General features: G+C 36.1%; 18 protein-coding genes. 1 reads left to right on the forward strand and 17 read right to left on the reverse strand.

The genetic code is table 11. The annotated features are described in order from the left end of the window. Positions 1-79: 79 nt before the first annotated feature. The 12 genes from ACN1CD_RS13805 to rpsT form a co-directional block, all read right to left on the reverse strand. Positions 80-595 (reverse strand): DUF962 domain-containing protein, encoded by a 516-nt coding sequence (locus tag ACN1CD_RS13805; RefSeq protein WP_419130971.1) that lies wholly within the window; start codon positions 593-595, stop codon positions 80-82. 831 nt (positions 596-1,426) lie between these two features. Beyond that, positions 1,427-2,998, reverse strand: a complete 1,572-nt coding sequence (gene rny, locus ACN1CD_RS13810; RefSeq protein ID WP_419130972.1) for a ribonuclease Y — start codon at positions 2,996-2,998, stop codon at positions 1,427-1,429. A gap of 311 nt (positions 2,999-3,309) precedes the next feature. Further along, positions 3,310-3,600: a cell division protein ZapA gene (locus ACN1CD_RS13815; RefSeq protein WP_419130973.1), complete on the reverse strand. Its 291-nt coding sequence runs from the start codon at positions 3,598-3,600 to the stop codon at positions 3,310-3,312. Positions 3,601-3,633: 33 nt separating this feature from the next. After that, positions 3,634-3,924, reverse strand: coding sequence for a hypothetical protein (locus ACN1CD_RS13820; protein WP_320464232.1), 291 nt, complete (start codon positions 3,922-3,924; stop codon positions 3,634-3,636). A gap of 31 nt (positions 3,925-3,955) precedes the next feature. Then, the gene (gene pheT / locus ACN1CD_RS13825; RefSeq protein WP_419130974.1) at positions 3,956-6,355 is read right to left on the reverse strand and encodes a phenylalanine--tRNA ligase subunit beta; all 2,400 of its coding nucleotides are present in this window, start codon (positions 6,353-6,355) and stop codon (positions 3,956-3,958) included. Positions 6,356-6,928: 573 nt separating this feature from the next. Next, the gene (locus ACN1CD_RS13830; RefSeq protein ID WP_419130975.1) at positions 6,929-7,120 is read right to left on the reverse strand and encodes a hypothetical protein; all 192 of its coding nucleotides are present in this window, start codon (positions 7,118-7,120) and stop codon (positions 6,929-6,931) included. A 1-nt stretch (position 7,121) separates the two neighbouring features. Then, a complete protein-coding gene (locus ACN1CD_RS13835; protein ID WP_419130976.1) occupies positions 7,122-7,310 on the reverse strand; it encodes a hypothetical protein in 189 nt (62 codons plus the stop codon). 1 nt (position 7,311) lies between these two features. Then, a complete protein-coding gene (locus tag ACN1CD_RS13840) occupies positions 7,312-8,706 on the reverse strand; it encodes a radical SAM protein (RefSeq protein WP_419130977.1) in 1,395 nt (464 codons plus the stop codon). A gap of 6 nt (positions 8,707-8,712) precedes the next feature. Beyond that, entirely contained in the window at positions 8,713-9,465 is a 753-nt protein-coding gene (locus ACN1CD_RS13845; RefSeq protein ID WP_419130978.1) for a prolipoprotein diacylglyceryl transferase, read from the reverse strand. A gap of 11 nt (positions 9,466-9,476) precedes the next feature. Continuing rightward, the gene (locus ACN1CD_RS13850) at positions 9,477-10,313 is read right to left on the reverse strand and encodes an endonuclease/exonuclease/phosphatase family protein (protein ID WP_419130979.1); all 837 of its coding nucleotides are present in this window, start codon (positions 10,311-10,313) and stop codon (positions 9,477-9,479) included. Between the two features lie 675 nt (positions 10,314-10,988). Continuing rightward, on the reverse strand, positions 10,989-11,687 hold the full coding sequence (gene radC, locus ACN1CD_RS13855; RefSeq protein ID WP_419130980.1) for a RadC family protein: 699 nt from the start codon (positions 11,685-11,687) through the stop codon (positions 10,989-10,991). Between the two features lie 72 nt (positions 11,688-11,759). Beyond that, positions 11,760-12,014, reverse strand: coding sequence for a 30S ribosomal protein S20 (gene rpsT / locus ACN1CD_RS13860; RefSeq protein WP_010603296.1), 255 nt, complete (start codon positions 12,012-12,014; stop codon positions 11,760-11,762). Between the two features lie 242 nt (positions 12,015-12,256). Here rpsT and purN point away from each other — a divergent pair, with 242 nt between their 5' ends. Further along, complete coding sequence (gene purN / locus ACN1CD_RS13865; protein WP_419130981.1) at positions 12,257-12,835, forward strand: phosphoribosylglycinamide formyltransferase; 579 nt, start codon at positions 12,257-12,259, stop codon at positions 12,833-12,835. A 232-nt stretch (positions 12,836-13,067) separates the two neighbouring features. Here purN and ACN1CD_RS13870 read toward each other — a convergent pair whose 3' ends face one another. From ACN1CD_RS13870 to ACN1CD_RS13890, 5 genes are read right to left on the reverse strand one after another with little or no spacing between them, the layout of a single operon-like run. Next, complete coding sequence (locus tag ACN1CD_RS13870; RefSeq protein ID WP_419130982.1) at positions 13,068-13,769, reverse strand: M48 family metallopeptidase; 702 nt, start codon at positions 13,767-13,769, stop codon at positions 13,068-13,070. Beyond that, complete coding sequence (locus ACN1CD_RS13875) at positions 13,769-16,822, reverse strand: type I restriction endonuclease subunit R (protein ID WP_419130983.1); 3,054 nt, start codon at positions 16,820-16,822, stop codon at positions 13,769-13,771. Before ACN1CD_RS13875 ends, ACN1CD_RS13870 begins: the two co-directional genes overlap by 1 nt. Next, the gene (locus ACN1CD_RS13880) at positions 16,819-17,847 is read right to left on the reverse strand and encodes a PDDEXK nuclease domain-containing protein (RefSeq protein WP_419130984.1); all 1,029 of its coding nucleotides are present in this window, start codon (positions 17,845-17,847) and stop codon (positions 16,819-16,821) included. The genes ACN1CD_RS13875 and ACN1CD_RS13880 overlap by 4 nt, the downstream gene beginning before the upstream one ends. A 57-nt stretch (positions 17,848-17,904) precedes the next feature. Then, entirely contained in the window at positions 17,905-19,965 is a 2,061-nt protein-coding gene (locus tag ACN1CD_RS13885; protein WP_419130985.1) for a DUF262 domain-containing protein, read from the reverse strand. Next, the gene (locus tag ACN1CD_RS13890; RefSeq protein ID WP_419130986.1) at positions 19,952-20,695 is read right to left on the reverse strand and encodes a hypothetical protein; all 744 of its coding nucleotides are present in this window, start codon (positions 20,693-20,695) and stop codon (positions 19,952-19,954) included. Before ACN1CD_RS13890 ends, ACN1CD_RS13885 begins: the two co-directional genes overlap by 14 nt. Position 20,696 lies beyond the last annotated feature (1 nt).

The raw sequence follows: 20,696 nt of genomic DNA on the forward strand, positions 1-20,696 counted from the left end.
CCACAGTGTTAACTGCAGGTTAGGTATTAATTAACCTTCCTTTACCTTAAGGTTAATTTTAGGTTAACAACTTTTTGGCCTAGTACTTAATACCCACTTTCCTGCAAATGAAGTGCAATAACCAGATCGGACCTATTAACAAGAATTTAACATCATCTAAAAATGAAGGTTTTTTCCCTTCTATTTTATGTCCGATAAATTGACCCACCCAGGCCGCAACAAATATAACAGCATAAATACCATAAGCTGTTCCACTTCCTAAACCGGTAGCTTGCTCTATTTTAACAATGATGTAGCTCATTAAACCCACTACCCAGATCATTAAGAAAAACAATACTGGTGAAAGAGTAAAGTAATAATATAAGCTAAATGCCAATAGAAATGATGCCCAGTTAAAAAAGCCATTGTAACTGCCCAGGAAACCAATATGCGGGAAAGGAATTTGCCAGATCAGGCCCAGTAAGCTAAACACAATCAATGGAACACAAATCCAATGCACCAATTTATTAGTTGGATTTTGATGGCTTTCTGCATATCGATCAAAAAGTACATCAACTGGGCGCTTTGGTTCTATATTTATGGTTGGCTTACTCATGTTGTAAAATTATAAAAAAAATGGTGTGATAACCTAAGTTTTAACCACAGATTTGCACAGATAAACACAGATGGTGATCAGCAATCTTTCATATAATTAATCGGTAAACAGAGAATGTTAAAAATCTATTGACACCAAGTCAAAAAAGACACAGAAACTATTCTTATTCTGTGCATTCTGTGTTTCCGTGGCAAAACTTCAAGCTTAAGTCGTTAGTGAAATACTAGCCACCAGATTAAATTAATTGCCACGGAGTCGCGGAAGACACAGAAACTATTCTTGTTCCGTGCATGCTGTGTTTCCGTGGCAAACACTTCAAGCTTAAGTTGATGGTGCGATACTAGCCACCGGGTTAAAATCAAATGCCACGGAGTCGCGGAAGACACAGAAATTAATCTTATTCCATGCATGCTGTGTTTCCGTGGCAAATACTTCAAGCTTAATTGCCTGATGAGATACCAGCCACTAGGTTTAAATCAATTGCCACAGCGTCGCGGAAGACACAGAAACTACTCTTATTCCGTGCATGCTGTGTTTCCGTGGCAAACTAATAAGTGGTGATAAAATCAACTCCAAAAAAGCTACCAAAAAAAACCAAATTGCTTTATACAATCTGTGGAATCCCTCAATCTGTATAATCATCCGCTTTAGCGTATCTGTATAATTAACCACTTTAGTGTGATAATACTCAGGCGCGTTGCTGAGAGGTTAAGCACAAAAAAAGCGATGAACATTGCCATCGCTTAATATAATCTGTGTAATCCCTCAATCCGTGTAATCATCCGCTTTAGCGTATCAATCGCTTCAGCGTATACTACGCAATCATTTTAATTACTTCGCAAATGCCACAGAACGTGTTTCTCTGATCACCGTAACTTTAATCTGACCAGGATAAGTCATCTCCGTTTGAATACGGGTAGAAATATCAGCGGCCAATAATTCAGCCTGTGCATCAGTAATTCTTTCACTCTCTACAATCACACGTAGCTCTCTACCAGCCTGAATAGCAAAAGTTTTCTCTACACCTGGATAAGATAAAGCCAATTCCTCTAAATCTTTCAAACGCTTAATATAGCTTTCTACAACTTCTCTACGCGCACCCGGACGAGCACCAGAAATGGCATCACAAGCCTGAATAATCGGCGAAATCATGGAGGTCATTTCAATTTCGTCGTGGTGGGCACCAATGGCATTACAAATTTCAGGATGTTCCTTATATTTTTCAGCTAATTGCATCCCTAAAATTGCGTGAGGCAATTCAGGATTATCATCAGGCACCTTACCTATATCATGTAATAGACCAGCACGTTTAGCCATCTTCGCATTTAAGCCTAATTCTGCAGCCATTGTTGCACAGAAATTAGCTACTTCACGAGAGTGATGTAACAGGTTCTGACCATAAGAAGAACGGTAACGCATACGTCCAACCATACGGATCAATTCAGGGTGTAAACCATGAATACCCAAATCTATTACAGTACGCTCACCAATTTCTACAATCTCATCTTCAATCTGCTTTTTGGTTTTCGCTACAATCTCTTCAATACGGGCCGGGTGGATACGGCCATCAGTTACCAGACGGTGTAAAGCCAAACGGGCAATTTCTCTTCTTACCGGGTCAAAACCAGATAAAATAATCGCTTCCGGTGTATCATCAACAATGATCTCAATACCAGTAGCTGCCTCCAAAGCACGGATATTTCTACCCTCTCTACCAATTACGCGACCTTTAATTTCATCACTTTCTATATGGAAAATCGAAACCGAATTCTCAATCGCGGCTTCAGTGGCCGTACGTTGAATGGTTTGAATCACTACTTTCTTAGCCTCTTTACTGGCTGTCAATTTCGCCTCATCAACAATATCCTTAATCTGGATCATGGCCTGTGTACGCGCCACTTCCTTCAGATTATCTACTAACTGATTTTTAGCTTCTTCAGCTGATAAACCTGCAATAGTTTCTAACTGCGTTAAATGCTGATTCTTTAAAACTTCAACTTCTTCTTGTTTTTTAACGGCTAATTCAGTTTGTTTCTCAAGATTTGCCTTTTGCTTATCAAGATCCTGCTCCTTTTTATTGAAGTTTTCCATACGCTGATTAACAGATTGTTCTTTCTGTTTCATCGTATTTTCGCGTTGATTGATAGTATTGTTTTTAGCATTAACTTCTTGTTCATGCTCCGCTTTTAATTGCAAAAATTTCTCTTTTGCTTCTAAAAGTTTATTCTTTTTTAAGATTTCTGCATTGTTCTCTGCATCTTTTAAAATCTTTTTCACCTTGTTTTGCGCTGCAACTTCCTGCCCTTTGAGCAAATTGCGTAGTAGGAATCTACCTACCGCTATACCGATACCTAAGCCTGCTATTAGGGCAAATATGTATCCTAGAATTTCCGTTATCTCCATTTTGTTTTTTAAGTAAAAAAAAACCGCAACTAATTTTTAAAGTCTCATTATTTTAAACCTCAACTAAGCATAATTGGGATTTAAGCCATTTTCAGGTGCTTAAAGCAGATGAAATACGCCCTCTTAACCCCATAGATATTGAAGTGTTAAGTTTTATAAATTTTGAAACTCAAAAACTAGCCGCGGCTATGTCTTTCTGCTAATTATAGAAACTCGTCATCCTGATCCGATAGCTATCGGATTTATTTCAGGATCTTATAAAAAAGGCTCTGAAACAAGTTCAGAGTAACGAATCGCCAAAGAACGAACCTTTATTTTGTAAAAAAATCATTGAGTAAAACATCCAATTCTTCAACTTTATCGGCAACCGCAGTATCTTGGTTTTGTACTTTATTTTCCGTTCTCAATACAGCGGTTGCATAATGCAATACTGCCATAGAAAGAAGATCCTGCTTATCCCTAACCGCATAATTATCTTGATAATCTTTTATGCGCTCATTGATCATTTTAGCTGCCCGTCTCACAATTTCTTCCTCTTCAGTATTTACCTTTAAAGGATAAATACGGTCGGAAATGGTTATTTTAATCGAGATTTCTCCCATTTGTTAGCTTAGTTTCTGATTTCTACGCATCATTTATTTTTTTAACAATGCGATACTTTTATCAATCTCCCGCACAAAATCGTTAATTTTTTGTTTAATATCAAGCGACTTCTCACTTGTACCTTCTATACTTTTTGCCAGTTTCGTAACCCTTAATTTTTCTTCAAGATCTACGCGCTGTGTTTTAGAAGTATCAACAGCAACTTTTAACGATTGATTTTCAAGCTTTAATAAATCATTTTCTTCTTGTAATGCATTACATAACTCGATTAAACGTGTTGTTTTTTGTAATACCTTATCTAATTGATCTGCAACAGAAGTCATGAATTTATTTCTAAAAATACGAATTTATATTTTATTTCCTAATTTCTGCACCCGCTTGCTGGGTTAAATTTGCAATTAGTTTCTGCATAGTGCTTTCAATCTGCTTATCTGTTAAGGTTTGTTCCTCATCCTGCAAAATGAAATTCAAAGCATAAGATTTTTTACCCTCCGGTAATTTATCGCCAACATACACATCAAAAACGCCAACTTCTTTAATCAGCTTTTTATCCGTTTTAAAAGCAATTCCTTTTAAAGTATCGAAAGTTACCGCCTGATCAATCAATAATGATAAATCTCTACGCACTTGTGGGTATTTAGAAAGCTCTTTGTTAACGATTTTATTTTTCCTAACAATATCTAAAATAGCAGCCCAATCAAAGTCTGCATAGAAAACTTCCGCATTTACATCAGCCACTTTACGATCGGCTTTTGTTGCTGCACCAAAACTCACAATCGCTTTATCCCCACGGAAATACTTAATACCATAAGCGAAATTCTCATCATTAAGCGCATCAGTTTGATAACTCGAAATTCCTAAACGGGAAATAATCGCATCAACTGCCGATTTTAAATTATAAAACGTTGCCGATTTCGAATTTTGATTCCACTGTTCACCTTGTTTCGCTCCGGAGATTATTAATAATAACCTTGGACGCTCCACATACTTATCGTTAATTAAATGATAGGTTTTGCCAAACTCGTAAAATTTAACATCAGCATTTTTACGGTTCTGGTTGTAAGCAACACTTTCCAAAGCTGGCATCAACATCTGCTGACGCATTACATTCAAATCACTGCTTAGCGGATTCAAAATAAAAACCGCTTCATCCAGATTTTTAGAATAGGTAGATTTAGTAAGCGAGTTACATAAAATCTCCGCATATCCGTTGGCCGTTAACATATCGGCAATTACATTATGCGTATTTTCTTTCTCCGGCTTTATGCTATAAGAAAGTGATGCATTTACTTTAGATGGAATAGCGATGTTGTTATACCCATAAATACGCAACACCTCTTCTGTAACATCACATTCGCGTGTTACATCTACTTTAAAAGATGGAACCCTCAAAGCCAAAGTATCATCAGATGTACTGGTTGCAGTAATACCTAAAGCAGTAATAATGTGCTTAATTTCTGTTGAAGGAATTTGAGCACCAATTAATTTATTGATGTTAGTATAACTTACTTCAAACTCAAAAGGACGGATATGATTCGGGTAAATATCAGAAACTGATGAGGAAATCGCTCCACCGGCCAGTTCTTTAATCAATAAAGCTGCATACTTAAGCGCAGTTACCGTAATTTCCGGATCAGTTCCACGTTCGAAACGGAAGGATGCATCTGTTTTTAAACCGTATCTTTTTGATGTTTTACGTACCGAAACAGAATTGAAATAAGCACTTTCTAAAAAGATATTTTTAGTCTCGCTGCTCACACCCGAAGTTTTTCCACCGAAAACGCCCGCAATACACATTGGCGCATCTGCGTTGCAAATCATTAAATCCTCTGCACTCAGTTTCCGCTCCACATCATCCAGCGTAACAAAAGGTGTTCCCTCGGCAACTTTCTTTACAATTACTTTTGCGCCTGTAATTTTATCAGCATCGAAGGCATGTAACGGCTGACCGAAACCATGCAATACATAATTGGTTATATCTACTATATTATTAATCGGGCGAAGACCAATCACTTTTAATTTATCTTTTAACCAATCTGGAGACTCCGTTACCGTAACGCCAGAAATAGTTACACTGCTGTACCGCGGACAAGCTTCTAAATCCTCAACTTCTACCGGAATAACTAAATTTTCATTATCTGTTTTAAAGTTAGAAAGATCTGGCAACTCGTATTCGCTTCTGAAGTAAGCAGCTAAATCTCTGGCTACGCCTAAATGAGAGGCTGCATCGGCACGATTTGGTGTTAACCCGATTTCGAAAACAAAATCATCATCCATTTTGAAATGATCTTTCGCCCGAATCCCAATCTCAGTATCATCAGCTAAAATCATAATTCCATCATGAGATTTACCAAGACCAATTTCGTCTTCAGCACAAATCATCCCCTGCGATACTTCACCCCTTATTTTTGATTCCTTAATTTTAAAAGGCTCACCTTCCAATGGATAAACCGTTGTACCCACAGTCGCAACAACTACTTTTTGCCCGGCGCCAACATTCGGGGCACCACAAACAATCTGAAGATTATCTTTGCCACCAACATTTACTGTGGTTACCCGTAAACGATCGGCATTAGGATGTTGTACGCAAGTTAACACTTCGCCAATAACCAAACCCTCTAAGCCACCTACAACAGGCTGAACTTTATCTACACTTTCTACCTCTAAACCTATATTGGTTAAAATTAGCGAAAGCTCTTGTGGCGTTTTGTCTATTTGAACGAATTGTTTTAACCAGTTATATGATATTTTCATCTGTTAGTATCAAGTAATGAGTATCAGGAATCAAGACAATCCCGAATATATACTCCATTTTTAAAATGCAAAGATAATTATTTAAAGGGCAAAGCGGAAAGCTAAACAAGAAATCTTCGAGCAATAATACTAAGCTGGTCAATTATGATTTTTTATGTTGATGCAAAGAAAATCTGCGGTAATCATCTAAATCTGCGGGAGAAAAAACAAGACTAAAACCATCAACATTAAATACCATTCCCTTCAGTTTTTCCCGCTGATTAAAAAAGATTTATGCAGAAACCATATGATCATATCATAAAGCAAATGTGTTTTCTCTTAATGCAAAGAAAAAATCTGCGGTAATCATCTAAATCTGCGGGAGAAAAAACAAGACTAAAACCATCAACGTTAAATGCCATTCCCTTCAGTTTTTCCCGCTGATTAAAAAAGATTTATGCAGAAACCATGTGATCATATCATAAAGCAAATGTTGTTTTCTCTTAATGCAAAGAAAAAATCTGCTGTAATCATCTAAATCTGCGGGAGAAAAGGTAAAACTAAAATCAATAATATTTATTAAATTTCACTACCCTAATGCCCCATTTTCAAATTGGATAAAATCACCGCGCAGGCGCCCGCTCCGATAACCAGCATAATAACTGATGCAATAATTAATTTTAATCCAGATCTTACCGGTTCGTTCTTTACAGATTTAATAATCACTTGAACAACGCCTACTATAAATAAAACAACAACAATAACCCAATAGATGATAAGTCCCATTTTAAGAATTAGCTAATATTACTGCACAGGCACCTCCACCTATTACAACTAAAACAATCGAAGCAATAAGCATTTGAATACCTAGTTTTATAGGCTCACGATTTGATGATTTCACAATAATGGTGATGATCCCTGCAATGAACAAACCTACGATGGAAAGCCCATAAAGAAAAAACAAAACTAAAATCATATCAATTCATATTTAATTTTTCCCTGATGGTATCAATCTTATGGTCACGATAAAAAATATTCATCGTTTCAAAAGGCACCATCTTATATTTATCACTCACAATATGAACACAGGATTTCTTCACCGCCCTAACATCAAAATCAAGAGGATCCATAAAATTCATAATGATGATACGAAACAGATTATCATAACTCAAATTATCTGATTTTACCCGCGGCAAACAACACATCAGTTCCCCAAAAGTATCTTCAGCACAATCTACAGAAACACCAGTACTAAATAAATTAAGCATATGCGCTTTCAATTTCTCGTCATGCTCAAAAACAATGGTATTTTTAGAATTGTTCAGCAAATCTTCTGGATTAATCAGATGCGTCATCGGAAAAACTTCATCCCCTACTTTTAAGGCATAAGCCATGCAAAGCGCATCAGGATTACAAGGTACCGGAACTAAATCCTGCGGCGTAAAGGTTGGGTATTGCTCATAAATTTTGCGCCTCACCTCAGTTAAGGTAATTCTTCCTTGTTGATCATTGTAATCATCATTCCGGCCGGCAACCTGTGTAGGCTGAAAAGTCACCCCACGAACACAACGTTGCTTCAAAGCATAATCCAGGATATCACCAATTTCATGATCGTTTAAACCATTTTGTAAGGTCACAACTAATGTAGTCGACACATTGAATTGATTCAAATGGTCAATTGCTTTCTTTCTAACTTCTGTCAAATCTTCGCCCCTCATTTTAGTTAATACCTCCGGACTAAAACTATCGAACTGAAGATAAATCTCGAAATCAGGCATATAAGAAGCCAACTTCTCTACAAAGTTAATGTCTTTGGCTATTCTGATGCCATTGGTATTCACCATCAAATGCTTGATTGGCTTGGTTTTAGCCAGATCCAGAATTTTAAAAAATTCTGGATGGACGGTAGGCTCACCACCAGAAAGTTGGACCACATCAGGCTCTCCCTCGTTAGCCACCACCACATCCATCATACGTTCAATTTCTGTTAAAGTTCTGTGCCTGCCATAGTTCGGAGATGACATGGCATAACAGGTAGGGCAAGCTAAATTACAACGATCGGTAACTTCGATCACCGTTAAGCAAGAATGCTGTTCGTGATCGGTGCAAAGGCCGCAATCATATGGGCAACCATAATGCACTTTGGTATTGAACTTCAGTGGCATTTCCGATTGCTTATTGTAATTTCTAATTTGTTTATAATACTCCACATCATCGGCAATCATCACTTTACTATCGCCATGTGTTCTGCAATTTTTCAACATAAAAACCTTCGCATCCTGAAAAACAATTTTTGCATCGCAAAGCTGAAGACATTCCGGACAAAGGCTTTTAGTGTAATCGTAATAAATGTAATCTCGCGTATTCGCCATATCCCTTTAAGTGAAAATAGTTTTTGTAATCCTGATGATGAATTTATAATAATACGCAAAAATTAATATTGCCGACCAATGAATGCTGCTTAAATTTAAGAATAATGATTGATAAGGCTTTATAAACTCAATTAAAAATCGAAACAGAAAATACAGCACCATAAACAATTTAAAGCGATCACCATTAATCAGGCTTTTATTTTTAAGAGCCCTGAAAAGGCAAAAGAGCACGATCAAATAAAGCATTTCATAAAGCATAATCGGATGCCTCATGATGCCATCACCCAAATCCATTCCTGTAAATAAAGCAGTTGGAACCCCATAAGTAGGCTCATCAATCCCCATAGAGAAACAACCAATGCGACCAATAAATAAAGCAACCAAAATTGGAACGACATATATATCGCCTGAAGCAATGTTTACTCCAATAATCTTCTTAATGATCTCTACGCCGAATAAGCCACCCAATAAGCCACCCACAATGGTTTTACTTTGATAGATAAACGAAAAACTCAGATGATTCAAAACCGCTGGAGTTTCCAAAACCGCAACTACACGAGAGCCGATAAGTGCACCAAACATAGCCCCAAGCATAATCCATAACCGATTCTCATCAGAAATTGGGTCTGCAATGCCTCTTTTTAAATAATAATAAACCCTTACACCTACGATAAATGCAAGGGTCTCAAAAATATAATGGTAATGATATTGATTACCAAAAAGTTCAAAATGAAATGGAAAAGGACTACTGGAATTCAATATAAAGTAAGTTAAAACCAAAGCCTGGCAAAAACAGGCAAATGATCAGATGGGTATCTTTTATCTTTACTATCACTCAAAACAGCAAACTTCTGCACCTTGAAACCCTTATTCACAAAAATATAGTCAATCCTGTCTTTCAAATCGCTATTAAAATCAAAACCGTTAAACGTTCCATTCGGACCGTAAGCAGGTTCTATAGATATTTCTTTTGCATCGGTGAGGAAAGATTTTATAGTAGATATAGCTTCAGTTTCCGGAGTAACGTTTAAATCACCTGTAAATACAACAGGCAATGTTGGCGCAATCTGCTGAATTTTCTGTTTCAATAACTTCGCAGATTCTATTCTCGCCTGAACACCAATATGATCATAATGGGTATTAAACACCAAAAACTCTTTCTTATTTAATTTATCAAACAACCTTACCCAACTACAAACCCTGTTTAAAGCCGCATCCCATCCTTTCGAAGGTACATCAGGCGTTTGCGAGAGCCAGAAAGTTCCACCATCTTTTTTGGTAAAACGATCCTTATCAAAATACACCGCAGAAAACTCGCCTTTACGCTTTCCATCCTCGCGACCAACACCCACCACTTCAAAATTTGAATTTTCTAATAAAGCATCAAACTGCTCAGGGAGCGCTTCCTGAACGCATAAAATATCTGCATCATGAAATTTAACTAAAGCCTTAACATTATCCTTCCGGTTCGGCCAGGCATTTACACCATCAGAAGCAACATTTAAACGAATATTATAAGTGATGATATTGATTGGCATTCCTTTTTGCTGCGCCAATGCGATTGTAGAAAAGAGAAGTAACGTTGTAATAATTTTTAATGCTTTCATAAGATTGATTATAGTTTCAATTTGCAAATATTACTAATTTCATGTTAAATCAGTTTTAAGTATTGAAGTTGTTATAAACGCTAATGTTAACAATAAAACCATGATTCTATATATTATGAACTGTCTAAATTTCATGAATGAAGATCAACTTGCGAAGTTTTGTTGGCCTTTATTGGGAAAATACTTCGAAAGTATTACATTACTATCATCAAAACTTGCAAAATTCTTCAGCACACAGGCTTTTGAAATTTCGTAAGTTGATAAATTTTATTTGCATCCTGATCTTATAATCACATAATCATAGCCCCTCTCTACACCCTGATCACATAATCTTATAATCATGCAATTATAGTACACCCTGATCTTATAATCCTTTAATCACATAATCATAGCTTCTCTCTACACTTTGATCATATAATCATATAATCCTGTAATCATAGTACACCCTGATCTTATAATCCTTTAATCATGCAATCATAGTACTCCCTGATCTTCCAATCCTTTAATCACAATAATCATAGCTCCTCTCTACACCCTGATCATATAATCATATAATCCTGTAATCATAGTACTCCCTGATCTTATAATCCTAAAATCACATAATCATAGCTCCTCTCTACAACCTGATCATATAATCCTGTAATCATAGTCCTCCCTGATCACATAATCATAGTCCTACAACATCTGGTCATCTTTATAACTATAGTATCGGTTATTGGCAAAAATCAGATGATCAACCACATATAGTCCCAACATCTGTCCGGAGGCAATTAGATCTCTAGTCAATTTATTATCGCTTTCGCTAGGTTTTAAACTCCCTGATGGATGATTATGTGCCAGCACAATGTTAGCCGCATTGTATTCCAGCGCTATTTTAAAAATAATTTTAGGATCGGCAACTGTACCCGCCTGACCGCCTTTACTAATCAGATGCTTGCCTATAACATGATTAGAGCGATTAAGTAGTAAAATCCAGAACTCTTCGTGATTCAGATCCGCAAAAGTTCGGTGCAGGTAACGATGAACGTCGCTCGAGGCGATAACCTGGAGAACCTGTTCTTCCTGGGTTTCCTTTCTACGGAGACCGAGTTCCAGCGCAGCTACGATAGAAATCGCTTTAGCTTCGCCAATTCCTTTAAATTTAGAAAGATCCTGAATAGATGCCTTTCCGATTTTAGTGAGGTTATTATCGTAAAAAGATAAAATGCGTTTACTTAAATCAACAGCGGTTTCATTCCTGTTTCCTGATCCGATTAGGATAGCAATTAATTCGGCATCGGTTAAATACCTCCTGCCGTGTTGTAATAATTTTTCTCTCGGGCGATCTTCCTCTGCCCAAAGTTTAATACCAAGTTTCTGTTCGTAGTTCTCCATTTTTTTCGACAAAAAAAAGGCATCCCAACGTTTGGTTGGGATGCCTGATACTAATATCGTAAAAAAATTGGATTATGCTAAACCGTTAACGAATTTCGTTAATTTTGATTTATTATTAGCCGCTTTATTTTTGTGAATGATGTTCTTTTTAGCTAAACGATCTAACATAGAGATTACTTTAGGCAATAAATCTGATGCAGATTTTTTATCTTCTGCAGCACGTAATCTTTTAATAAAGGTACGTGTAGTTTTTGCCTGATATCTGTTACGTAAACGTTTTGTTGCGTTTGCTCTAATTCTCTTTAATGAAGATTTATGATTTGCCATTTCTATTTAGCCTTTTATTTTTCTTTAATCGTTTCCTATAATTCGGGTTGCAAATATAGAGTTTATCTTTTTAAAACACAAAAGATTTTAAATTTTTTATTCTCTATTATTTAACTTCAATTCCGAACTGCAAAAATACGATAAATTTATTCATTAATAACACGTTAACTACAATAATAAAAATTAATTTGAATACCGAAAACATGGGCAAAAATGCTATTTTTGGGGAAAACACATTCTGAGTGAAAAAACGAATAGCCATCTTTGCATCCGGTTCTGGCTCCAATGCCCAAAAACTAATGGAGCATTTTAAACGCAGTAACGATATAGAAATTTCGCTGGTGCTTACCAATAACGCTGATGCTTATGTACTGCAAAGAGCTGATAACTTCGAAATTCCTACCCATATTTTTGATAAACACGAATTCTATAAAACAGAAGAAGTAATAGACCTGTTGAAGAATCTCGATATCGATTTTATTGTACTGGCGGGTTTCCTTTGGCTGATTCCTCAAAATTTAATTGCAGCTTACCCCGGCAGAATTGTAAATATCCACCCGGCTATCCTACCAAAATTCGGAGGGAAAGGCATGTATGGAGATCATGTACACAATGCAGTAATCGCAGCAGGCGAAAATGAAGGCGGCATTACCATTCATTATGTAGATGAAAATTACGATGAAGGTGAATACATTTACCAGGCCAGGTATAAAATTGATAAAGGCGATAACCTAGAAATGATAAAATTTAAAGGGCAGCAATTAGAACACCTCCATTATCCAAGAATTGTAGAGGCTGTGGTTAAAAAGGTTAAGAAGTAGCAGAAAATATCAGGCATAAAACACACATCTAGCCGGCTGCCTTAGGCAGCCCATAAACTCTTTGCAGTTCTCAAATTTATCAAGCTGCAGCATATTGCCCTAAAACCTATGACCGCCTGTTTCATAATAAGCTTTGTAATCATCTTCTATTACTTATTGATAAAGTCCTACATTTGATCGGCTGCTGTAATGCTACCTAAGCTTAACTTTTCTGAACAAAATAGCTAATAATTCAATGATGAACAGGCAATTCATTCAAAAATTTTTTCTGAACCTTCCAACCTGGCAAAAACTTATCCATCAGAATAATAAAGTTTTTATTGTGGTTTCGTTCTAATAAGTGAACCAACTCATGTACCACAATATATTCGATACATTCGACTGGTTTTTTGGCCAACTCAATATTGAACCAAAGCATACGCTTCTCGATATTACAGCTTCCCCACTTAGTTTTCATTTTTCTGATTCCAAAATTGATAGCTGCAAGCTTCATTTGCTCTGCATACTCATTGACTAATCTACCTATAACAGTTTCTAACTCTCGTTTGTACCAGTTATAAAGTGTTCTTTTTTTCTGCTCCAAAGTTGCGTTAGGTAAAGCATATAGTTCTATTGTATGATGCTTTAAAACTAATTTTGATCGATTAGCTTCAATAATTTTGAGTAGATAGCGTTTCCCTAAGAACTGATGGCTCTCTCTGGTAATCATCGATTTGGGTTCTTCCCTTTCCTGACTACGTATTTTAGCCTGCTCCCTTTTAATCCATGCTAGTTTGGTAGCTGCGTAGATCTTCACTTTTTCTAAATCATAAAAGTCTGGAGAAGCAATGGTAACTCTACCATGTGGCGGATGCACACTTAAGTGAAGATTTTTAATCTCTTTGAAAGTGACATCAATTTCTACTGATCCGATATGTAAAACATCTTTCTCCATTAGTACTCGTCTTTATGGGCATCGATAATTTTATATACTTCTTCTACTTTCTTTACATCTTCTACCACATCGTAAATTGCCTTCTTGACTAACTTTTGCTTAGCTAGATTTTCTCTAAACCCATCTTGTTTGGCGTATTGCACGGCATCTTCACAAGCCAATGTTAATTGCTCATCATCTTCTAAAGTATGATATAATGCTACTTTACCTTTTGTATTTAAAGACTTTGGTACGCCGTCAGTTTTACCTTGATTAACCTGACGAATAAGTTCAGCAATTTCTTTTAGGTATCGCTGATAATTAATGGTTTCCTGCCTCCTTCTCTCAATCAGCTCCTTTAACAAAACACTCATGTGATCGAAATATTTAGGATCTAATAAATGTTCCTCAACAATTTTGCTCCTTACGTTATTTTCAATCACTTCTGCAACTGCTTCTGGATTGCCTTTAATTTCGTTTGGTAAACTATCAATGGCACTATCCATGTCAGTTTCCAACAAATCGAGTAATGAGATATTTTCAAATGGAGAAATCACTTCAGATTCATCTGCTCTAATGTAAGTATCAATTAGGAAACGCATGTCAGCTTCGTACGCCTTCAAATCAATAGTCTCACCCGATGCTTTACGGATAATTTCTCTGAGGTTTAAATAATCCTCTAGCTTCTTATTAAAACGTTTAACCTCGGCATCCGTAAATTCGGCAGTAATAAAGTCGGCTTTTACGTTTGCATAAGCCCTGATGTATTCAACTATGGCCTTGTAAAGTGCCATTCGTTTATATCCTGTAGCCTTTAAATCTTCCGCGACTTCAGTATTACCACAAAAATAATGAATATAGGCCAACCCATCTTTAGGCGAGGCTACATTCTCGCAAATACTTTCTACCGTTTCTAAAGCTGTAAATAAACGGTCCTTAGCGATTTTCAAACGATCTTTTAATTGTATGCTTACATCTTCCTGCGTAAACCCTTCACTATCTAACTCAGAAGTATAAACATTGATGGCATCAGTAACATTGCCGAATAATTCCATATAATCGATAATGTAACCATAATCTTTATCATCTGTATCTAAACGGTTTACCCTACAAATGGCTTGAAACAAAGTATGATCCTGCATTCTTTTATCAATGTAGATGTAAGTACACGGCGGAGCATCAAAACCAGTTAACAATTTAGAAACTACAATCAGCAATTTCATTCTTGCTGGTTCTTTACGGAAACTTTCTTTCGCATCGCCTTCATAAGTTTCTGTTTTAGATTTATTGCCTTTTACGCTTACGTTCTTAAGTAATTCGGTGTAGGTTTTGAAAATAAATTCCTTATCGGTTTCATTATCGGCACCAGTATCTTCTAAAGAAACATCGCTAGCATTTGGATTGTATGAAGTAATGATGGCACATTTATTTTTCAGCTCTGTGTTGAGAAACAGATTATAATATTTAGCTGCTTCGTAAATGCTCGAGGCCACTAAAATAGCATTTCCATTTTGTGATTTTAATCGTGGTTTAACAGAAAAATCAACAATAATATCGGCTACAATTTTCTCCATTCTGCTTTTGGAACTCAATACATTCTGCATCGTACCCCACTTCTTTTTCAATTCGTTTTTCTGAAAATCATTTAAACCCGCAGTTTTGGCTTCAAACCATTGGTCTACTTTCGTTTGAGAAGTCAGGTTTTGTTCTATGGCCCTACCCTCATACATCAAATCTTTAACTACGCCATCTTCTACCGCTTCGTTAAATTTATAGGTATGAATGTATCTTCCGAAAACATCCATGGTTGTTTTTTTATCTGCTTTTAGTAAAGGAGTACCAGTAAACCCAATAAATACAGCATTGTGCAAAACCGCCTTCATTACTTGGTTCAGTTTTCCGCTTTGGGTACGGTGACATTCATCAATAAATACAAAGATTTCCCCTTGTGTTTGTACCGGATTATTTTGTAATTCTTTGATAAATGCATCAAAATCTGTCTCCGTTTTATTGCCAAATTTATGAATGAGCGAACAAACCAATCTTGGTCGCGAAGAAGTTAAAAATTGCATTAATTCCTTGCCAGACCTTGTTTTGGCAACATCTGTTTCGCCTACATCTTTGAACACACGTTCTATCTGATCGTCAAGCTCGGTACGATCGGTTAAAATCACAATCCGTGAATTAGCAACATTTTCCAATATCCATTTCCCCAACATCACCATCATCAGCGATTTACCAGAACCTTGTGTATGCCAGATAATCCCGCCTTCTTTTTTACGTACAAATTCTTGTGCTTCTTTCAAGGCAAAGTATTGGTGGGGTCTTGGCAGCTTCTTTTGACCACCATCAAACACCACACCGTTATAAATTATGTCTATAAGTCGCTCTTTTTTGCAAAGTTTCTTTAAGTACTTATCCAGTTTATAACCTTTGTTATCACCTTCATCTTCTTTCCAGGCCAGGTAATATTTGTTTTCTGTTTTTATTGTCCCATATTTCAAACCTTGCGTATTATTACCAGCCATCAATAACTGAACAGTGGTGTAAAACCATTCGTTGAACAGTTCTCTTTGATTTGAAATAGACTGATTGATGCTCTCTGAAATATCCGTTGTTCCACGCTTCAGTTCCAACACCCCAATGGCAATACCGTTGATATACAGCACCACATCCGGACGGCGATTATTTCCACCTTTAGTCAACGTTACTTCCTCTGCTATGCCAAATTCATTTTTATCAAAATCCTGCCAATCAATAGGAAAAATAGTATCAAATTGCTCGCCCAAATCCGGACGGGCTTTTACCCCATAACGCAACAAAGAATACATCGCTTTGTTACGGTGATATAAATTTCCAGAATTGGTCGTCGCCAAATCATACACCTCTTTTACTGCCTTATCTGCCAAGGTTTCTGAATAACCTCTATGCAGCAAATTCCGTTTTAAAATGGCTTCTTCCACATTGCTATTATGCTCACGTTTTTCCCAATTACCATAATAATGATAACCCAACTCTTTTTGGAAAAGTTCTATGATGCGGTTTTGGGTGATACGTTCTATAGGGTTGATCATAAATCTTTTTCTTTGGATGTAGCAATGGCTACGGCTCTGTGTAGTTTCTCTTTTAGTATTTCTCTTGGCGGAAGTAGTGTAAGATATTCTGCCACTTTGATGTTGGCTTGTTCAAGCTGCATTAGCTCTATATGTTCTTCATTTTTACCGGTGCAAAGTATTAATCCGATTGGATTGTTTTCTCCCTCTAACTGATCGTTTTTTTGAAGATATCTGAGGTATAATTCCATTTGCCCTTTAAAACCTGCTTCAAATTCACCCAGTTTTAGATCAATGGCAACCAAACATTTTAATCTGCGGTGATAAAATAACAGATCAATGTAATAGTCACGATTATCAATAGTGATGCGTTTTTGACGTGCCATAAAAGCAAAGTCTCCACCCATTTCAATGATAAACCGCTGTAACTCGACAATGATAGAGGTTTCCAAATCCTTTTCAGAGTACATGTCACTCAAACCTAAAAAATCAAGGAAATAAGGATCTCTGAATACCAAATCTGGAGAAAGCTGTTGCTGGGATTTTAGGAGTTCCAAATCGTTGGCAATGGTCTCTTCGGGCTTTTTACTAATTGCAGTTCGTTCGTATAACATCGATTGAATGCGTTCCTGCAAATGGCGAGACGACCACTTCTCTAGCTTACACATCTCCACATAAAATAACCTTTTCAAGGGATCATCCATGTAAATGATGCTCCTGAGATGCGTCCAACTCAATTGTCTACGCAGTGCGTATACAATTTCCTCATCGGCAAAAACCTGTGCGAATTGCATACATTGCCTTAATTGTTTTTCGCCCCAGCCTTTACCATAAGCAGCGCTTAATTGTTGCGCAATGGTTGCCACAACTTGCTTTCCGTATGTTGCCCTTTCATTGCCCAACACTTCCTCATTAATGCGTTTGCCAACCTTCCAATAGAGCAAGGTAATTTCTGCATTCACCGCCACAGCTACCTGTTGTTTGCTTTCTTCTATCAGTTGCCTGATGGTTAAAAAAAGAGGGTTAGGTTGCATCTGATTGCTCATTAGATAAATTTAGAAATTTTTGATTGTATTTACTGGATTTGGTTTGGGGATCATTACTTATTTAATAAATATATCAAACCATTCTTTATAAATTCTATATGTTCGTTTTAAAACTGCTTTTAAGTAGTGAGATAAATAAATATCATCAATATCCGTAATTCTCAAGTCCGTTTGAGAAAAATGGCTCCAATATTCTTCATAGTCTTTATTATTTATAAAACAATTATCTCTTAAACATTCTTCTGCTAAACGATCCTTTGGCGCAACCCTATTATTTTCACTTCTATTTTCAGCAATTGAAAGCGCTCTAAAATTTCCATTGGCATTTATCCATTGCTTAACCAACCAGTGAATATCTTTTCTATAATAAACCCAGCTTATTGGGTAAATATGGTCCCAATCCCATGGTCGATTTGTATCCTCAACATCTTGGAATTGATTAAATTCTTCAAACTCCTTTGTAATGTAATCACGCTGAGCAATAAGTATCAAGTCCTTGTTAAACCTTACTCGTTCGATAAATTCTCTTAACAATTTAACACCCTCATCACTATTCATATCGTATTGAGCATTTAGATTTTTGTTTGATTGACATATGAGCTTAAAGTTATCTGAGTAAAAATCAATTTTGTAATTGATGATTACTTCAAAAATATAATTAACGTTTTCTGGAGATAATAATGGGTAAATCAAGCCCTCTACAAGCAAAATATTTTGTGCACCTCCCCAATCATTTTGTATAGAATGATTTTTACTGACATCATCATTCATCAAAAGTTGAAATAATCTTGTAGCTGACTTTCCTTTATCTATACTAAAATATGAAAGATGCATAATCACGCTATTTATACACCTAATTTCTAATTCATTAATCTGATTTATGCTTGAAATGTCGTGAATTTCAAAGTAAGATAAAATAGTATAAAAAAGATCAGTATTTGAACTTAGTATCTGTTTTATCAAGACTACAGGGATTTTTTCTTCATTGCTCTCTAATAATGATAGGCATAGCTCAAATTTAGATTTGGCACCATTCACACTATCAGTAAATAAAGATCTTAATATCACTTTGTACTCTCCCTGCTGAACCAAGCGCTTAAAAACTTTAATATCAATAGTTTTCGAAAATGATATATGTTTGGCTTCCTTTTTTTGTAAAATGACATTTGCCATTTTCGCAAAAAGATTTATTAATCGGCTTGGAGCGATATAGTCTGCTGATATTTGCTCTATCAAGGCTTTACATTCTGGAAAGTAAGCTTTAAAAATCGAATACACCAATTCTTCTCCTCCAATCCTTGTCCCACCCGCATTAAGCCTGACAAAAAGTGTTGGATCTTGAATGTTTTCACTTTTTATTGAAATCGCATTTACATCAATTGTTAATTCTGGTATCATTAAGCGGTTAGCATTTTGAACTGCTTCAAACATCATCTCATATTGTTCAGAATTCAGTTCTTCGTAGTTAACTCTATCACGATGCTTAGTTTTAATATTTAAGCCCTTTAATTTGTCATTTATTTTTTGCTTAAAATCAATGTAACTGGAGGTATTGGTACCTATTAGTAAAAAGCTTAATGGTATTGGACACACACTATCCCATGGCGATAAAAATTCTGGGGAGATTTCTAAATAGTTTGAAAAAGTATCTAACGACTTGTAATATCCTAAAGCCTGCCGTCTATCACCAAGACTTAAACCACTACCAGGATTTCTAGCGGAAAATCCCCAAGGATGTGATTGCGTAACAACGTGGATAGAGAATTCATTTTCTTCAGGTTTATCAATCGAATTAACATCAATCCAAATTGATGGAAATCTCTTAAGAGAAAAAACTCCACTATTTTTATCTACGAATTGATTATAATAACCAGCAAGTATTGACGTTGACCTTTGTTGACCATCTAACAACTCTTTTGAGCCATTTTCTTTGTTTATAGCTAATAAAAATGAGCCTATAGGAAAACCTCTCAAAACAGAGTCCCAAAGATTTGCTATCTGTTCAGGCTTCCAAACGAATCCGCGTTGAAGTTTAGGCAAATCAACTTGATTCACGATGAAACCGTCATTATTCCATTTGGATATTGAGTCTATGGTAAAAAAATTAAGCGTTTCCATATCTAATTGATATTTTATTTTCCACCACCATAAGATCCCTTACCTTATCCTTCACAATTCTATTGCTTCTGTCATGCTCAAAATCGGTATAATCTATTTCCACTAATTTAATACCCTTTGCAGGTAACACATCTCTTCTACGTTGGTCATAGATTTTACGCTGTTCCCCTCGATGTACACCGCTCGCAGTCATTTTATCTGGTTTATCAAAATGTTTTACAGCATTATTGTGCTGGTATTCTCGATATTCCACAACCAATTTCAATTCTGAATAGTAAATATCAACCGGAAGTTTTCTGTTAGTATCACCGAGTAAAAAATCAAATTTATGCTGTCTTGAACCTTGTAGCTTTAACAATTCATCACACAAATTCAGAACATAATCCTCATCTCTATTTCTGCCAGTTGCAGCTGGTGATACAGGTAAGTGTGTTGATGTTTTTTGCTGGACGGACTTAGGAAGATTGACTACAGGTACATCTCTTTGGAAAAACCATCTTGTATTTGCTAATTTGCCCTTAGCAAGCACATGTGGCAATAAATGTAAACTTCCCTTTTTATCTAAATCTCTAAGGAATCTACGAATAGGCAATCCGTTTTTATCATCCTTTACAAATATTTCAGCTCTAATAAATAGAGGCATTAAATCTTTTGCTAGAATGATCTTTACAGATGGATTAACATCAAAATAAGTTTTGACAATGTGAGAGATGAGCGCTATATTATTCATT

It is taken from the genome of Pedobacter sp. N23S346 (genome assembly GCF_048515415.1).
In the GTDB taxonomy this organism is placed as follows: Bacteria; Bacteroidota; Bacteroidia; order Sphingobacteriales; family Sphingobacteriaceae; genus Pedobacter.

What these genes read in the sequence shown, in the direction of transcription:
- ACN1CD_RS13805 (WP_419130971.1), bottom strand. Translation starts at nt 595, where the DNA reads ATGAGTAAGCCAACCATAAATATAGAACCAAAGCGCCCAGTTGATGTA.
- rny (WP_419130972.1), bottom strand. Translation starts at nt 2,998, where the DNA reads ATGGAGATAACGGAAATTCTAGGATACATATTTGCCCTAATAGCAGGC.
- ACN1CD_RS13815 (WP_419130973.1), bottom strand. Translation starts at nt 3,600, where the DNA reads ATGGGAGAAATCTCGATTAAAATAACCATTTCCGACCGTATTTATCCT.
- ACN1CD_RS13820 (WP_320464232.1), bottom strand. Translation starts at nt 3,924, where the DNA reads ATGACTTCTGTTGCAGATCAATTAGATAAGGTATTACAAAAAACAACA.
- pheT (WP_419130974.1), bottom strand. Translation starts at nt 6,355, where the DNA reads ATGAAAATATCATATAACTGGTTAAAACAATTCGTTCAAATAGACAAA.
- ACN1CD_RS13830 (WP_419130975.1), bottom strand. Translation starts at nt 7,120, where the DNA reads ATGGGACTTATCATCTATTGGGTTATTGTTGTTGTTTTATTTATAGTA.
- ACN1CD_RS13835 (WP_419130976.1), bottom strand. Translation starts at nt 7,310, where the DNA reads ATGATTTTAGTTTTGTTTTTTCTTTATGGGCTTTCCATCGTAGGTTTG.
- ACN1CD_RS13840 (WP_419130977.1), bottom strand. Translation starts at nt 8,706, where the DNA reads ATGGCGAATACGCGAGATTACATTTATTACGATTACACTAAAAGCCTT.
- ACN1CD_RS13850 (WP_419130979.1), bottom strand. Translation starts at nt 10,313, where the DNA reads ATGAAAGCATTAAAAATTATTACAACGTTACTTCTCTTTTCTACAATC.
- radC (WP_419130980.1), bottom strand. Translation starts at nt 11,687, where the DNA reads ATGGAGAACTACGAACAGAAACTTGGTATTAAACTTTGGGCAGAGGAA.
- rpsT (WP_010603296.1), bottom strand. Translation starts at nt 12,014, where the DNA reads ATGGCAAATCATAAATCTTCATTAAAGAGAATTAGAGCAAACGCAACA.
- ACN1CD_RS13870 (WP_419130982.1), bottom strand. Translation starts at nt 13,769, where the DNA reads ATGGAGAAAGATGTTTTACATATCGGATCAGTAGAAATTGATGTCACT.
- ACN1CD_RS13875 (WP_419130983.1), bottom strand. Translation starts at nt 16,822, where the DNA reads ATGATCAACCCTATAGAACGTATCACCCAAAACCGCATCATAGAACTT.
- ACN1CD_RS13880 (WP_419130984.1), bottom strand. Translation starts at nt 17,847, where the DNA reads ATGAGCAATCAGATGCAACCTAACCCTCTTTTTTTAACCATCAGGCAA.
- ACN1CD_RS13885 (WP_419130985.1), bottom strand. Translation starts at nt 19,965, where the DNA reads ATGGAAACGCTTAATTTTTTTACCATAGACTCAATATCCAAATGGAAT.
- ACN1CD_RS13890 (WP_419130986.1), bottom strand. Translation starts at nt 20,695, where the DNA reads ATGAATAATATAGCGCTCATCTCTCACATTGTCAAAACTTATTTTGAT.